We start from the raw sequence: 15586 nt of genomic DNA, 5'->3' as shown, positions 1-15586 counted from the left end.
GTGACAGGCTCCTCTAGAAGAAGGTGCGGATGTAGTCGACGACCGTGCCGTCCGCCTCGACCAGCGGGATCAGCTGCCACTTGTCGAAGGACGTACAGGGGTGGGAGAGGCCCATGCCCAGCCAGTCGCCGACCTCGATCCCGGCGCCCGGCTCCGTCCGTACCCAGCCGTGCTGGTCGGAGAGGCCGGTGACCGCGATGCCGTCGGCGGGGCGGACCTCGCCGGTGCGGGCGTCGCGGACGACCTGCGCCTCGGGGAGGTGGAGGTCGTACGCCGCGTCGCGCTTGCCCGCGTTGGTGAACGCCTGCTCGGGTGTCGGGCGGGAGACGACCTGCGCCCAGAGCCTGAACGCGGGCTGCAGCTCCCCCTCCTCGGGGACCCGGTTGAAGGGGGTGAGCGTGCGGTAGTGGCCGGAGTCGTGCGAGACGTACGCCCCCGAGCGGAGCAGCTTCAGTACGGGGAGGGAGAGTTCGTGGATCTCCGCGAAGACGTCGGCGACCGCGTCGAACCAGGCGCTGCCGCCCGCGCTGACCACGATCTCCTCGATCTCCGGGGAGAAGCGGCCCGCCTTGTCGAACTCCGCGGCGAGGGCGGTCAGCCGCCGCAGCCAGGCGTGGACGCGGTCGGCGTCCGCCCGCGGGACCTCGCCCTCGTACCCGGCGACACCGACCAGGCGCAGGGTGGTCGTCGTGGCGACGGCGTCGGCGACGGCGGTGCAGTCGGCCTCCGTACGGGCTCCGGTACGGGCTCCCTCGCCGGCGCCGAGCTCGACGACGACGTCCACGGGGCGGCGGGCGCCCGCCTCGGTGAGCGCCGCGTCCATCAGCTCGACCCCGCGCACGGAGTCGACGTAACAGACGAAGCGGAAGTCCGGGTCCCCGTCGAGTTCGGAGGCCAGCCAGCGCAGGGCGGGCGCGTCGACGAGCTCGTTGGCGAGGAAGATCCGGGCGATGCCGTGGGCGCGGTAGACGCGGGCCTGGTGCGGGACGGCGGCGGTGATGCCCCAGGCGCCGTGCTCCAGCTGGCGGTCGAAGAGCTGCGGCGCCATCGAGGTCTTGCCGTGCGGGGCGAAGGCGAGGCCGTGGCGCTCGGAGTAGGTCTCCAGGAGGCGCAGGTTGTGCTCGACGGACTCGGCGGAGAGGGCGAGGACGGGGGTGGTGAAGCCGCCCGTGAAGAGGTTGCGGCGCTGGGCGGCCAGCTCGCCGACGGTCAGACCCTCGGCGTCCGGGGGCAGGGCCTTGAAGCGGTGGTCGACGCGCTCGTTGGCCAGCTGAGGGGTGGGCCGGTCGGCGGGCATGGGGTCCTCCTCGTCGAGGTGTTGCATCCTCTGCAACGGTCATTGCGCATATCGCTTACGGCTGTCTAACATCCGGGCCAACGCCGGGTCAATGGACCCGCATGACCGACGAGGAGTCCGCACGTGACCGGAGCCCCGCCCGTGGACGCGACGCCCGTGGACGTCGTCTGCCTCGGCGAGTCCATGGTCACCTTTCTGCCCTCCCGGCCGGGCCGCCTCGCCGACGTCCCCTCGTTCGCCCGCACCATAGGCGGCGCCGAGTCCAACGTGGCCTGCGCGCTGGCCGCGGCGGGCCACCGGGCGAAGTGGGTGAGCCGGGTCGGCGCGGACGGCTTCGGCGACCACCTGGTGGAGGCGATCGGGGCGTACGGGGTCGACGTGTCGGCGGTGGGCCGGGATCCCTGGCGGCCGACCGGGATCTACTTCCGTACGGCCACGGACCGGGCGACCGCCGGACACGAGGTCGCGTACTACCGGGCCGGCTCGGCGGCGTCCGCGATGTCGCCCGCGACGGTCCCGTACGACTCCCTCGGCGACGGACGGGTGCTCCACCTCTCGGGCATCACGTCCGCGCTCTCCCCCGACTGCCTGGAGCTGATGAGGACGCTCACCGCTGCGCGCGCCGGGCGGCCGCTGGTGTCGTTCGACGTGAACTTCCGTGCCGGGCTCTGGCGGGACGCGGCGGCCGGGGGCCGGGTGCTGCTGGAGCTGGCCCGGGGGGCGGATCTGGTGTTCGTGGGGGAGGACGAGGCGGAGGAGGCGTGGGGTATCAAGGGCGTGGACGCGATCCGCGAGGCGCTCCCCGAGCCGGCCGTGCTGGTGGTCAAGCGGGGTGCGGCGGGTGCGGTCGTCTTCGAGCGCTGCGCGGCTTCCCTCGGCGGCGGCCGCCCACCCGCCCCCGACACCGTCACCGCCGTTCCCGCCCCCCGCGTCGACGTCGTCGCCCCCGTCGGCGCCGGGGACGCCTTCGCCGCCGGGTTCCTCTCCGGAACCCTCCGCGGGCTCGACGCCACGGCCCGGACCAGGCACGGCCACCTCATGGCCGCCGCAGCGCTGACCGTCCCCGGAGACCTCGGCGAGCCCGCCCGTACCGAAGACGCCGACCGTCTCGTCGCACTCGACGACGAGAGCTGGGGGAGACTGCACCTCGCCCCCGGCTGGACCGGGGAGGACCAGGAGGTACGTACGCCATGAGCCAGACCGTCGACCGCGCGCTCAGCATCCTGCCGCTGCTCGCCCAGGGTCCCGCCGACCTCGGGCAGGTCGCCGACCGGCTCGGGGTGCACAAGTCCACCGCGCTCCGGCTGCTGCGCACCCTGCACGAGCACGGACTCGTCTACCGCCAGCAGGACCAGCGCTACCGCCTCGGCGCCCGCCTCTTCGCCCTCGCGCAGGAGGCCGTCGAGAACCTCGACATCCGGGAGATCGCGCACCCCCACCTCACCGCCCTCAACGAGCAGATCGGACACACCGTCCACCTCGCCGTGTACGAGGAGAGCGAGGTCCTGTACATCGACAAGGTCGAGAGCCGCTACCCCGTCCGGATGTACTCCCGCATCGGCAAACCCGTCGCGATCACCGTCGCCGCCGTCGCCAAACTGCTGCTCGCCGACCTTCCCGAGACCGAGCGGCGCGCCGTCGCCGCCAAGCTCGACTACCCCATGTACACGCCCCGTTCGACCCCCAACGCCGCCGCGTTCCTCAAGGAGCTGGCGACCGTACGCGAACAGGGCTGGGCCACCGACCTCGGCGGCCACGAGGAGTCCATCAACTGCGTCGCCGCCCCCATCCGTGGCGCCGACGGCCGCGTCGCCGCCGCCATGTCGGTCTCGGCACCCAATGTGGTCGTGACGGCCGAGGAACTCCTCACTCTGCTCCCGCTGGTGCGCCGCACCGCCGACGCCGTCAGCAGGGACTACTCAGGCAACACCCCTACCAAGGACCGGACATGACCGAGAAGACCGCACTCACCCCCGCCACCCACACCGCCCCGCCCGCGAAGTTCTCGCACGGCGTCAAGAAGGGCAACATCCTCCAGGTCGCCGGCCAGGTCGGCTTCCTGCCCGCCGAGGAGGGCGAGCCGCCCACGCCCGCCGGCCCGACGCTGCGCGAGCAGACCCTCCAGACCTTCGCCAACGTCAAGGCGATCCTGGAGGAGGGCGGCGCGAGCTGGGACGACGTGATGATGATGCGCGTCTACCTCACCGACGTCGACCACTTCGCCGAGATGAACGAGATCTACAACGCGTACTTCGAGGAGCAGGGCCTCAAGGCGCCCGCCTCGGCCCGTACGACGGTCTACGTCGGCCTCCCCAAGGGCCTCCTCATCGAGATCGACGCCCTCGCGGTCCTCGGCTGACCGGACTGATCTTCCTGAAACCGCCGCTCCACGGCACGGCGTCCGCCCCGGGACGCCGTGCCGCGCTCCCCCCTACCCAAAAACGAGGTCCCCCTTGCTGCTCGCCGCCGCGCCCCCCGCCGCCGAGACACCGCCCCACACCGGCGGTCTTCTGCTGCTGATACCGGGCACCGCCGGACTGCTCACCGTCGCCGCCCTCGGCATCGCCCTCCTCCTCTTCCTGATCATCAAGGTCAGGCTGCAGCCGTTCGTCGCGCTGCTCGCCGTCTCCATCAGCGTCGGCCTCGCCGCGGGCCTCTCCGTCACCGAACTCTTCGGCACCGTCCAGAAGTCCGCCGCCACCTCCGTCATCGAGACCGGCATGGGCGGCATCCTCGGCCATGTCGCGATCATCATCGGCCTCGGCACCATGCTGGGCGCGATCCTCGAGGTCTCCGGCGGCGCCGAGGTGCTCTCCTCCCGGCTGCTCGGCCTCTTCGGCGAGAAGCGCGCGCCGCTCGCGATGGGCCTCACCGGACTGATCTTCGGCATCCCGGTCTTCTTCGACGTCGGCATCTTCGTCCTCGCCCCGATCGTCTACGCGGCCGCCAAGCGGTCCGGAAAATCGATCCTGCTCTACTGCATGCCGCTCCTCGCGGGTCTCTCCATGACCCACGCCTTCCTGCCGCCGCACCCCGGCCCCGTCGCCGCCGCGGGCATGCTCCACGTCTCGCTCGGCTGGGTCATCCTCATGGGCGTCGTCGTCGGCGTCCCCGCCGTCCTCGCCGCCTGGGCCTACGCCGCCTGGATCGGCAGGCGCATCTTCGTCGAGGTCCCGCAGGACATGGTCGAGGCCGCCGAGGACGCCAAGGCGCAGGTCGCCGCCGAGCGCAAGGGCGGTGCCTCCGAGGCGCCCGTCTCCCTCGCCACCGTGCTCCTCATCATCGGTACGCCCCTGGTCCTCATCCTCGCCGCGACGTTCTCCTCCATCGCCCTGGACGAGTCGACGGCCCGCTCCGTGATCGAGTTCTTCGGCAACCCGTTCGTCGCCCTGACGATCGCGCTCTTCCTCGCGTACTACCTGCTCGGCATCCGGCGCGGCTGGTCCCGCAAGTCCCTGGAGCAGGTGTCCACCTCCTCGCTGAAGCCGGTCGGCAACATCCTGCTGGTGGTCGGCGCCGGCGGCGTCTTCGGCGCGGTGCTCAAGGCGAGCGGCGTCGCGCAGGCCCTGTCCGACACCTTCAACGACGTCGGCCTGCCGGTGATCGTCCTCGCCTACCTGATCTCGCTCGTCCTCCGGGTCGCGCAGGGCTCGGCGACCGTCGCCATCGTCACCACGGCCGGCATCGTCCTGCCCCTGGTCGAGGGCGGCGACCACTCGCAGGCGTTCCTCGCCCTGGTCATCATGGCGATCTCGGCGGGCTCGATCTTCGCCTCGCACGTCAACGACGGCGGCTTCTGGATCGTGAGCAAGTACTTCGGCATCTCCGAGCGCGACACCCTGAAGTCCTGGACCGTCCTGGAGTCGGTCCTCTCCCTGGCGGGCTTCGCCGTCGCCGCCGCCCTGAGCCTGGCGGTCTAGGACCTGTCTCCCGGATCATGCCGGGTTCCGGCACGGCGAGGGGCGCCCCGGAGATTCCGGGGCGCCCCTCCTGCCCGTGTGCCGGGTCGGGCCGGGCAGTACCCGGGTCAGGCCGTGCAGTACTGCGAGGCCTTGCCGATCGAGCGGTACATGCAGTCGGCGTTCTCCAGGAGCTGGAGGACGGCGTCCTTGTTGCGGCTCGTCTCGCGTTCGATCACCTCGTCGGGCGGGTAGAAGCCGCCGTTCCAGGACGAGGCCGGGTACATCTCGAAGGTGTAGCCGAAGATCCTGTGCGCGCCCCAGAGGTAGTCGTCGATCGACCCGTCCGTGATGTAGAGGTCGCTTGACTGTTCAGGCGTGTAGCCGTTGCTGGCCGCCATCTTCTGGCCGACGGTCGCGAACGCGTCGCGGTCGTCCTGGGTCATGCCCGGCGCCGTGTTCGCGGTGGTCCAGCCGAAGGGCCAGAGCACCAGTTCGCTGTACGTGTGGAAGTCGATCGCCGCCCTGATCTGCTGCTTGCCGCCCACCACGCGCGAGCGGACGAAGTCGGCGACGACCTTGACCTCGGGGGCCGACTCGGGGGCCGCGCCCCGGTAGGTCTCGGAGCTCTTGGAGCCGGAGGAGCCGCCGCAGCAGCCCCACTTGTAGTCCCAGTTCCGGTTCATGTCCGTACCGACGTAGGAGGAACCGGAGTTGGGCTGCCGGTTCTTGCGCCAGCTGCGGTAGGAGCCGGAGGCGATGTCGTACTCGCCGCCGTCCGGGTTGAGGTCCGGCACGATCCAGATCTCGCGGCTGTTCACCAGATTCGTGACGCGGGTGTCCGAGCCGTACCCCGCGCCCAGCTCGCGCAGCAGATACAGCGCCATCTCGACGGTCAGGTGCTCGCGGGCGTGCTGGTGGTGGGTGAAGAGCACCTCGGGCTCGGCCTCGTCCGTACCGACGTTGTCGCTGATCTTGATGGCGACGATGTCCCGGCCCTGGTACGTCTTCCCGATGACCCGCTTGTTCATGATGCTCGGGTACTGGGTCAGGCGCTGGTCGATCTCCGCGTTCATCTCGGCGAAGTTGTGGTACTTCGCGTCGGCGGAGGGGAAGTCGAAAGGCTTGGCGGCCAGGCCCTTGACCGACCGGTCCGGCGGCGCGGGCAGCGCCTCGGGGCGGTGGCCGAGCGCGCGGAGCTTGCGCAGCTGGGCGGTGTTGGCGCTGACGACGACGCTGTGGTCGTCGGCCTCGTCGATCGAGACGCCGGTCGCGGCGAGCGCGGTGCGTTCGGCGACCGTGGACGGGCCGTGGATCTCGTACTGACGGATGACCTCCTCGGCGGCGGGGGTCGGCTCCGAGTCGGCTCCGGCCTGGTACGCGCCGGCGGAGAGCGGCGCCGCCAGGGCGAGCGCCAGAAGGGCCGCGAGAGTGGCGGACCTTCTTCCGCGGGTTCGAAGTCGCATGCTGTCTCCTGGGTGGGGAGTGTGGGGGTGTGCGACAGGCTGTGCGGGTGTCCCGGCACATCGTCCGGCGATGACATGAACTGGTCAAGAGGAAGTTCGGCCATGCCCTCTTGTGCTGTCGCGTCCCACCCGCTTGGGTGTCTGGGCCAACCAGCAGATCACACACGCAAGGTGAAAGGCGGTCGGACATGGCGGAGATCGCTCGGGAGGAGGGCACCGATGACACGGTCGTCCGCCCGCGCAAGGCCTCGTGGCGGTACGTGGGCCCCGGCATCGTGGTCGCGGCCACCGGCGTCGGCGCCGGAGACCTCGTCGCGACCCTCGTGGCGGGCTCGAAGTTCGGCTACACCCTGCTCTGGGCCGCCGTCATCGGCTGCCTCGTCAAGATCTCCCTCGCCGAGGCCGCCGGCCGCTGGCACCTGGCCACCGGCCGCACCCTCTTCGACGGCTGGCGCAGCCTCGGCTCCTGGACCACCGTCTACTTCGTCGGATACGTCGTCGTCTGGGGCTTCGTCTACGGAGCGGCCGCGATGTCCTCCAGCGCCCTCCCGCTCGGCGCCCTCTTCCCCGGCCTCATGGACCTCAAGGTCTGGGCCGTGCTGTGCGGCCTGGCCGGCCTGGTCTTCGTCTGGTTCAACCGGTACGCCGTCTTCGAGAAGGTCATGACGGTCCTGGTCGGCGTGATGTTCGTGGTCACCGTCTACCTCGCCGTCCGGGTGACCCCCCACCTCGGCGACGCCGCCGCCGGTCTGGTCCCGGCCCTTCCCGACGGCTCCCTCGTCTACACCCTCGGCCTGATCGGCGGCGTGGGCGGCACCATCACCCTGGCGGCGTACGGCTACTGGATCAACGCCAAGGGCTGGCGGGACAGCGGCTGGATGAAGGTGATGCGGCTCGACAACCGCGTCGCCTACGTCACCACCGGCATCTTCGTCGTCGCGATGCTCTTCGTCGGCGCCGAGCTGCTGCACTCCTCCGGGCTCGCGATCGCCAAGGGCGACAAGGGGCTGCTCGACCTCGGCGGCATCCTGTCCGAGCGGTACGGGAACGCCACCGCCAAGCTCTTCCTGATCGGCTTCTTCGCCACCTCCTTCACCTCGCTCATCGGGGTCTGGCACGGCGTCAGCCTGATGTTCGCCGACTTCGTGGCGCACTACCGGCCCGGCCTCGTGCCCGCGGGCACGCCGCGCGACAGGTCCCTGCCGTTCCGCGCGTACCTCCTCTGGCTGACCTTCCCGCCGATCGCGCTGCTCTTCCTCGACCAGCCGTTCGGGCTCGTCATCGTCTACGGCGTGATCGGCGCGTTCTTCATGCCGTTCCTGGCGCTGACCCTGATCCGGCTCCTCAACTCCTCCCGTACCCCGGCCGAATGGCGCAACGGACCGGTGAGCAACACGATGCTCGCGGCGGCCGGCCTGCTCTTCGTCGTGCTCTGTGTCCAGCAGGTGCGCGAGCTGCCCTGGTGAGCGAGCCGCCTCGGTGAGCCGGGAAACGCGGACAGCGCCGCCGGGGGAAGCGGCGGCGCTGCTCGCGTGGGCGGAGGACGCGAGTTACGGGAGGTTGTGGACGTGCGGGCCGACCGCGTTGGACCAGGCGTTGCCCGCCGTCGCGTCCCAGTTGGTCGACCAGGTCATCGCACCGCGCAGATTCGGCCAGGTCTGCGAGGGCTTGAAGGATCCGCAGCCCGTGCCGCGGGTCAGGCAGTCGAGGGCGTTCTTCACGATCGACGGGTCGACGTAGCCGCTGCCCGCGCCGCGGGTCGAGGCCGGCACGCCGAGTCCGACCTGGGAGGCGTCCAGCCCGCCCTGGAGCTGGATGCAGGCGAGCGCGGTGAGGAAGTCCACCGACCCCTGGCTGTACACCTTGCCGTCGCATCCGAGCATCGAACCGCTGTTGTAGTACTGCATGTTGACGACCGTGAGGATGTCCTTCACGGCCAGCGCGGTCTTGAAGTACTCGGTGCCGGTGTTCTGCATGTCGATGGTCTGCGGGGCCATCGTGAGCACCATCGACGAACCGGCCTTGGCGGAGAGCTGGCGCAGCGCCTTGGTCAGGTAGGTCGAGTTGATGCCGTGCTCCAGGTCGATGTCGACCCCGTTGAAGCCGTACTCCTGCATCAGGGCGTACGCGCTGTTCGCGAAGGTGGTGGCGGACGCGTCACTGTTGATCGTGACGTTCCCCTTCTCGCCGCCGACCGAGATGACGACCGACTTGCCGGCCGCCTTCTTGGCCGCGACGTCGGCCTTGAAGTCGGCGACGGAGGCGTAGCCGACGGCCGGGTCGAGGTTGAAGACGATCTGGCCCGGTGTGGTCGTCGAGTCGGCGAAGGAGACGGCGATGATGTCGTACTGCGCCTGCACGTCCCGCAGCTTCTGGACGGTGGCCCCGTTGTTGAAGTTCTGCCAGTAGCCGGTCAGGGCGTGCTTGGGTACGGACGGCCCCGGGCCCCCCGGGTCGGTCGTACCGGTCCGCGCGGAGACGGCGGTGGACTTGGCCGACTCGCCCGCCGCGTTGGTCGCGGAGACCTGGAACTGGTACGAGGTGTTCGCGGCCAGACCGGTCACGGTGGCCGAGGTGCCGGACACGGTCTGCGCGAGGGCGCCGTCGCGGTAGACCTTGTAGCCCGTGGCGCCCGAGACGGCGTTCCAGCTCAGCGCGACCGAGGACGAGGTGACCGTGCCCGCGGCGAGGCCCGCCGGGGTCGACGGGACGACCGGGTCGGGGTCGGTGCCGCCTCCGCCGTCCGGGCCGAATACGGAGACGTCGTCCACGTGGTAGGCGGCCTGGCCGTACCAGCCGTGGGTGTAGACCGTCACCGAGGTGGTGTTGGCGCCGGTGGTGAAGCTGGTGGTCAGCTGCTTCCAGGAGGAGCTGTCGGGGGTCCAGGTGGAGACGTCCGTGGTCCCGGTCCCGGTCGTGCCGAGGTAGGTGTACCCGCCCTGGACCCAGGCGCTCAGCGTGTACGTCGAGTTGGGCTTGACGGTGACGACCTGGCTGCAGCGGGCGTTGTCCTGCCCGGCCGGGGTCGCCCTGAGGGCGCCCGCCCCGGTCCGTACGGGCGAGGAGACGGCGGCGCCGCTGCCCGCCGTACAGCTCCAGTTGGCCATGCCGGACTCGAAGCCCGCGTTCTTGGCCACGTTGACGTCCGCGGCCTGGGCGGTGCCCGCGCCGCCGACGAGTACGAGCCCGGAGCCGACGGCCAGCGCGAGGGCGCTGCCGATCCATCTGCGCGAGCGTGTGGTGGTGCGGTCCACTTGCTGCCTCCGGTGGGGGAGTGTGGGAGGGGTCGGGAACGGTGGCCACCGCTTGGGGGAACAAGCTGGTCCAGACCAATCGACTTGTCAAGACCTCTGGCACCGTTGGGGAGTTGGCGTGATGGGTCCCCGGGCCCAGAGGTGGGCCTACGGCGAGACCCAGGGGCGGGCCTACCGGTGGACCCATGGGCGGACCTACGGGTGGACCCAGGGGTGGGCCCGGGCGCGGGACCAGGGCGGCACGGGTACGGGACCGGTGCGGGGGCCGGAGCGGGGGTGCCAGGCGACCCGTCCGGGCCCAGATTTCTCGTTGTGCTTGGCGGATTGTGTGTTCACCACCCCGCGGGACGTGGATAAAGTGCAGAAGCACCGCCGTGCAGTGACGCGGTGAACGCAGTGAGTCATGGGGACATGGGGACGGGGAGCCCGACGTGCCGACAGCGATCGCGGTCACCAGCGCAGATCTGGTGCTGCCACCGACCGACCAGCAGACACCCACCGCCGCCGTCCTGCCCGCACTCGACACCCGGCCACTCGCCTCCGCCGTCGCGGACCTCCAACTCCTCCTCGACCGCTACGGCCACGTGATCGTCGTCTGCCCGACCTCCCTGCCCAAGGCGGCCGAACAGCGGCTCCACGCCGGCCGCGCCCTCCTGGAGAGCGACCGGATCGCCCTGGTCAAGACGGATCTGCCGCCCCTGGGCGTCGCCGTCCTCGCCCGGCAGCTGCGCCAGCTCTCCGTCTGCGACTTCAGCCCCGGCGTCGTCGCCTCCGCGGCCCGGCTGCTCGCGCACTACGTGTACGCCGGCGCGGTCCTCGGCTCGGTCGCCAAGCTCGACCGCGTACCCGTCGGCCTGAAGTCGCACCTCAAGGGCTGGCTGCCCGGCTCCCAGTTCGCCGTGCTGGCCGGACCCGTCCCGCAGCTCGTCCGCGTCGGACCGGGGGTCGAACCGCCCACGGGCCCCGAGTTCGCCACCCAGCTCCTGCTGGCCAGGGGACACCTGCAGACCGACTGGCCCACCGGCACCCTCGCACCGCGCTGGCAGGTCCAGGGAGTGCAGGAGGCGCCGCTGCCCGCCGAATCGCCCGGATGGTGGGGGACGGGGCGGCTGGTCGAGTTCGCCGCGTACCTGTCGGACATCGCCGTCCTCCACCAACTGGTCTCCTCCGTACGGCGGGAGGCCTGCCACTGGTGCGGAATGGAGCTCATCGGCGACCGCTGCGCCTTCTGCTGCGCCCCGCTGACCGCCCCCGTGCCCGCAGGGGCCCAGGGCGGCGGGGCCCGGACCGGCGGATCCCACGCCACCGGGTCCCACGCCACCGGGTCCCACGCCGCCGGGTCCCACGCCACCGGGTCCCACGCCGCCGGTCCGCCCTCCGGCAGGTCGGAACCGCGGGCGCTCCGGTCGTCCCGAACGCCAAGGGCGCTCACGTCCCCCGTCCGCTGAGCCACACGTACCCCCGATCGAGGTTGTCCGGCAATGAACTCCCGCCAGCGTCGTGGCGTCATCCTGCTGCTGCTGTCCGTCCTGTGCGCCCTCGCTGCCTTCGCCGGCGTCCTCTCGGTGATCGACGACGTGAACTCCAAGGTCGGACCCGAAGTGACGGCGTACCGCATCAAAGACAGGGTGGCGCCCTACACCCCGCTGAAGGCCGGACAGTTCGAGAAGATCTCGATGCCGGAACGATGGCTCCCGGCCACCGCCGTCACCGACCTCGACCAGATCAACGGCAAGATCGCCGTCACCACGCTCGCCTCCGGCTCCCTCCTCCAGTCGGACATGATCGTCGCGCGCCCCGCCCTCCGGCCGGGCCAGCAGGAGATCGCCATCATGATCGACGCGGCCACGGGAGTCGCCGGCAAGATCACCCCCGGCGCCACGGTCAACATCTACGCCACGTTCGCCGGCGAGAAGGGCGGCCAGGCCGCCCAGTCCAAGGTCATCGTGAGCAACGCCCGGGTTCTCGACGTCGGCGAACTCACCCCCATCTCCCAGCGCAACGACCGGACCAGCCGGCCCACCGAAGCCGTCCCGATCACCTTCGCGCTCTCCACCATCGACACCCAGCGCGTCGCGTACGCCGAGTCCTTCGCCGAACACGTCCGGCTCGCCCTCGTCGCGCCCGGCGGCGAGCCCACCCTCGCCCCCGGCGACCGCACCTACACGCTCGACAAGGACAAGTGAGGCCGGTATGACCACCAGGATCCTGCCTGCCGTCGCCGACCCCGACGCGGCCCGGGCCGTCACCAGCCTGCTCAGCCAGCTCCCCGACGCCGAACCCGCCCCGCCCGTCGCCGACTCCACCCAGCTCGTCGACACCCTCGCCCGGCTGGCCGCCGAGTCCGTCTCCGAACTCCCCGAAGTCGTCCTGGTCCACGAGCGGATCGGCCCCGTCCCCGCCCTCGAACTGGTCCGCGAAGTCGCCCTCCGCTTCCCCGCCGTCGGCGTCGTCCTCATCACCGCCGACGCGAGCCCGGTGCTCTTCTCCGCCGCCATGGACTCCGGCGCCCGAGGCCTCGTCACCCTCCCGCTCGGATACGAGGAACTGGCCAGCCGCGTGCAGGCCGCCGCCCAGTGGTCCGTCGGAGTCCGCCGCCACCTCGGCACCGGCGCCGACGTCCTCACCGGCCCCGGCGGCACGGTGGTCACCGTCAGCGGCGCCAAGGGCGGCGTCGGCACCACCGTCACCGCCGTGCAGCTCGCCCTCGCCTCCCGGGCCTCCGGCCGCAACGTGGCCCTCGTCGACATGGACCTCCAGGGCGGCGACATCGCCTCGTACCTCGACGTCCAGTTCCGCCGCTCCGTCGCCGACCTCGCGGCCGTCGACGACATCTCGCCCCGCGTCCTCCAGGACGCCCTGTACGTCCACGAGACGGGCATCGCCCTCCTCCTCGCCCCCGCGGAGGGCGAACGCGCCGAGGACGTCGCCGACCGCTCCGCCCGCCAGATCGTCAGCGCCCTGCGCTCCCGCTACGACGTCGTGGTCGTCGACTGCGGCACGTACCTCAACGGCGCCAACGCGGCCGCCGTCGAGATGGCCGACGCGGCCATCCTGGTCACCACGCCCGACGTCGTCACCGTGCGGGCGGCGAAGCGGACGGTACGGATGTGGGACCGGCTCCAGATCCGCAAGGCGGAGGAGACCACGCTCCTGGTCAACCGGTACACCCGGGCCACCGAGATCCAGCCCGCGCTCATCCAGAAGATCACCGGGACGCGGATCTCGGGCGTCGTCGTCCCCGCCAACTTCAAGGAGCTCCAGGGCGTCGTCGACGCGGGCCGCATGCACGAACTGGACGCCCGCTCCAGCGTGAAGCAGGCCCTCTGGTCCCTCGCGGGCGAACTGGGCCTGGTCGGCGCGCCGGGCGAGGGCGGGCGGGACGGCCACGCCGGGCGGGGCGGCCGCGGCGGACGGGGCGGGCAGGGCGCGATCGCGGTCGGGTCGGGGAAGCAGCTCGCACGGCTGACCCGCGGCAAGGGCGGGCGCTGAGCCGTGCCGGCCACCGGGCGTACACGGCGGGACGACAGGGGGCAGGTGGCCGTCGAGTTCCTCGGCATGGTGCCGCTCATCCTGCTCACGCTCGTCCTGCTCTGGCAGTGCGTCCTGGTCGGCTACACGTTCACGCTCGCGGGCAACGCGGCGGACGAGGCGGCCCGGGTCTGCGCGGTGGACGGCGACTACGACGAGGCGGGGAAGCGGCACGTGGGCGACTCGTGGTCGGCGCGGGTGGACTGCGCGGCGTCGGGCGACCTCGCCCGGGCGACGGTGAAGCTGAAGGTCCCGGTGCTCTTCCCGGGCGCGATCGACTTCCCCTTCACGGTGACGAGCGAGGCCGGAGCCGTACGGGAGAAGGGGGCCGGAGGATGACACGACGAGACGCGGCCACCGGAGGGCACGACGACCGGGAGACGGAGACCCACCTCGCCGTACGCGGCGCCGGGCGCCGTGACCGGGGGCAGGTCGCCGTCGAGTACCTCGGCTTCCTGCCCGTCCTGCTGCTCGTCGGCCTCGCCGGCATCCAGCTCGGCATCGCCGCGTACGCCGCCCAGCAGGCCGGCACCGGCGCGCGGGCCGCCGCGCGGGCCGCCACCCACGACGAGGCGACCCTCGGCCCGCAGCAGGCGGGCCGCGCCGCGATGAGCGACTGGATCGCCGAACGGAGCGTCGTCACCACCTCCGAGGGGTCCGGCGAGTTCACCGCGACCGTGAGGGTACGGATCCCGTCCGTCGTCCCCTTCTGGGACGGCTTCGGGTCCGTGACGAGGAGTGCCACCCTGCCGCAGCCCGAGGAGGACGAGCAGCCATGAGCCTGCGGGCCCGTATCCACACGCCCGAGGAAGGCGGAGCCGGAACCAGGGAGGACGGCCACCTGGTCGCCTCCTTCCGCGCCAAGCTCCTCGAGGAGATCGACCTCACCGAGATGTCGGCGCTCGCCGCCGCCGAGCGCCGCGCACGGCTCGAACGCGTACTCGGCCACATCATCAGCCGCGAAGGCCCCGTCCTCTCCACCGCCGAACGGGCCCAGCTGATCCGCCGCGTCGTCGACGAGGCGCTCGGCCTCGGCGTCCTCGAACCGCTCCTCGAAGACGCCTCCATCACCGAGATCATGGTCAACGGCCCCGACCAGATCTACATCGAGCGCGCGGGCCGCGTCGAACTCCTCCCGCTCCGCTTCGCCTCCCACGAGCAGCTGATGCAGACCATCGAGCGGATCGTCTCCACCGTCAACCGACGGGTGGACGAGTCCAACCCGATGGTGGACGCCCGGCTGCCGTCCGGCGAGCGCGTCAACGTCATCATCCCGCCCCTCTCCCTCACCGGGGCGACCCTGACGATCCGCCGCTTCCCCCGCGCGTACACGCTCCGCGAGATGGTCGGCCTCGGCTCGCTCGACGAACAGATGGTCCTGCTGCTCGCCGGACTCGTCCAGGCCAAGTTCAACGTGATCGTCTCCGGCGCCACCGGCACCGGCAAGACCACCCTCCTCAACGCGCTCTCCGAGCTGATCCCGGAGGGCGAACGCGTCATCACCATCGAGGACTCGGCCGAACTCCAGCTCCAGCAGTCCCACGTCATCCGCCTGGAGAGCCGCCCCCCGAACATCGAGGGGCGCGGCCAGGTCACCATCCGCGACCTCGTCCGCAACTCCCTGCGCATGCGGCCCGACCGCATCATCGTCGGCGAGGTCCGAGGCGGCGAGACCCTCGACATGCTCCAGGCCATGTCCACCGGACACGACGGCTCGCTCGCCACCGTCCACGCCAACTCGGCCGAGGACGCCCTGATGCGGCTCCAGACCCTGGCGTCGATGTCCGAGGTCAAGGTCCCCTTCGAGGCGCTCAGGGACCAGATCAACAGCGCCGTCGACGTCCTCGTCCAGCTCACCCGGCACGCCGACGGCACGCGCCGCGTCACCGAGATCGCCGTCCTGGCGTCGAACGGGCGCGAGCGCTTCACCCTCGCCACCGTCTGTGCCTTCCGCGCCCGGCCGCTCGCGGCCGACGGACGGGTCTACGGCGTGTACGAGTACCACCCGCTGCCCCGCCGGGTCGCCGACCGGCTCTACCTGGCCGGCCAGCCGATCCCGCAGGCCTTCGGCGTCGCCGCGTCCGACGACCAGCTCGCCACCCGGGAAGCGAAGTGACGAGTAGCGAAGTGGCGAAGTGG

Annotated in this window: 14 protein-coding genes; 11 read left to right on the top strand and 3 right to left on the bottom strand. The window is 71.5% G+C overall.

The genetic code is table 11. The features are described from left to right. Positions 1 to 13: 13 nt before the first annotated feature. On the bottom strand, positions 14 to 1297 hold the full coding sequence (locus ACZ3IJ_RS08375) for an amino acid deaminase (RefSeq protein ID WP_467466968.1): 1284 nt from the start codon (positions 1295 to 1297) through the stop codon (positions 14 to 16). A gap of 123 nt (positions 1298 to 1420) precedes the next feature. On the opposite strand from ACZ3IJ_RS08375, the gene ACZ3IJ_RS08370 reads away from it, so the two are divergent. The 4 genes from ACZ3IJ_RS08370 (at position 1421) to ACZ3IJ_RS08355 (ending at position 5217) form a co-directional block, all read left to right on the top strand. After that, entirely contained in the window at positions 1421 to 2491 is a 1071-nt protein-coding gene (locus tag ACZ3IJ_RS08370; RefSeq protein WP_467466863.1) for a sugar kinase, read from the top strand. Further along, positions 2488 to 3249 carry an IclR family transcriptional regulator gene (locus ACZ3IJ_RS08365; RefSeq protein ID WP_467466862.1) on the top strand — a complete coding sequence of 254 codons (762 nt, stop codon included), beginning with the start codon at positions 2488 to 2490 and terminating at the stop codon, positions 3247 to 3249. Before ACZ3IJ_RS08370 ends, ACZ3IJ_RS08365 begins: the two co-directional genes overlap by 4 nt. Beyond that, positions 3246 to 3656, top strand: coding sequence for a RidA family protein (locus ACZ3IJ_RS08360; protein WP_467466861.1), 411 nt, complete (start codon positions 3246 to 3248; stop codon positions 3654 to 3656). The genes ACZ3IJ_RS08365 and ACZ3IJ_RS08360 overlap by 4 nt, the downstream gene beginning before the upstream one ends. A 94-nt stretch (positions 3657 to 3750) precedes the next feature. Then, positions 3751 to 5217 carry a GntP family permease gene (locus ACZ3IJ_RS08355; RefSeq protein ID WP_383225276.1) on the top strand — a complete coding sequence of 489 codons (1467 nt, stop codon included), beginning with the start codon at positions 3751 to 3753 and terminating at the stop codon, positions 5215 to 5217. Positions 5218 to 5324: 107 nt separating this feature from the next. Here ACZ3IJ_RS08355 and ACZ3IJ_RS08350 read toward each other — a convergent pair whose 3' ends face one another. After that, the gene (locus ACZ3IJ_RS08350; protein WP_467466860.1) at positions 5325 to 6662 is read right to left on the bottom strand and encodes a M14 family metallopeptidase; all 1338 of its coding nucleotides are present in this window, start codon (positions 6660 to 6662) and stop codon (positions 5325 to 5327) included. A 188-nt stretch (positions 6663 to 6850) separates the two neighbouring features. Between ACZ3IJ_RS08350 and ACZ3IJ_RS08345 the strand changes: the two genes are divergently transcribed. Further along, positions 6851 to 8128 carry an Nramp family divalent metal transporter gene (locus tag ACZ3IJ_RS08345; RefSeq protein WP_467466859.1) on the top strand — a complete coding sequence of 426 codons (1278 nt, stop codon included), beginning with the start codon at positions 6851 to 6853 and terminating at the stop codon, positions 8126 to 8128. 84 nt (positions 8129 to 8212) lie between these two features. On the opposite strand, the gene ACZ3IJ_RS08340 is transcribed toward ACZ3IJ_RS08345, so the two are convergent. Next, a complete protein-coding gene (locus ACZ3IJ_RS08340) occupies positions 8213 to 9916 on the bottom strand; it encodes a chitinase (protein WP_467466858.1) in 1704 nt (567 codons plus the stop codon). Between the two features lie 431 nt (positions 9917 to 10347). On the opposite strand from ACZ3IJ_RS08340, the gene ACZ3IJ_RS08335 reads away from it, so the two are divergent. Genes ACZ3IJ_RS08335 through ACZ3IJ_RS08310 form a run of 6 tightly spaced genes read left to right on the top strand, consistent with a single transcriptional unit; the run spans position 10348 to position 15563 of the window. After that, positions 10348 to 11364, top strand: a complete 1017-nt coding sequence (locus ACZ3IJ_RS08335; protein WP_467466857.1) for a hypothetical protein — start codon at positions 10348 to 10350, stop codon at positions 11362 to 11364. 33 nt (positions 11365 to 11397) lie between these two features. Then, positions 11398 to 12102, top strand: coding sequence for a Flp pilus assembly protein CpaB (gene cpaB / locus ACZ3IJ_RS08330; protein ID WP_467466856.1), 705 nt, complete (start codon positions 11398 to 11400; stop codon positions 12100 to 12102). A 7-nt stretch (positions 12103 to 12109) separates the two neighbouring features. Further along, on the top strand, positions 12110 to 13408 hold the full coding sequence (locus ACZ3IJ_RS08325) for an AAA family ATPase (protein WP_467466854.1): 1299 nt from the start codon (positions 12110 to 12112) through the stop codon (positions 13406 to 13408). A gap of 45 nt (positions 13409 to 13453) precedes the next feature. Further along, on the top strand, positions 13454 to 13786 hold the full coding sequence (locus ACZ3IJ_RS08320; RefSeq protein ID WP_467466852.1) for a TadE/TadG family type IV pilus assembly protein: 333 nt from the start codon (positions 13454 to 13456) through the stop codon (positions 13784 to 13786). Beyond that, entirely contained in the window at positions 13783 to 14226 is a 444-nt protein-coding gene (locus tag ACZ3IJ_RS08315; RefSeq protein WP_467466851.1) for a TadE/TadG family type IV pilus assembly protein, read from the top strand. Before ACZ3IJ_RS08320 ends, ACZ3IJ_RS08315 begins: the two co-directional genes overlap by 4 nt. Next, a complete protein-coding gene (locus ACZ3IJ_RS08310; RefSeq protein WP_467466850.1) occupies positions 14223 to 15563 on the top strand; it encodes a CpaF family protein in 1341 nt (446 codons plus the stop codon). Before ACZ3IJ_RS08315 ends, ACZ3IJ_RS08310 begins: the two co-directional genes overlap by 4 nt. The last annotated feature ends 23 nt before the right edge of the window (positions 15564 to 15586 follow it).

This window comes from Streptomyces sp. NPDC013317, from assembly GCF_055563155.1.
Note: the sequence above shows the minus strand (reverse complement) of the source record. Positions and strands in the feature narration are given on the sequence as shown.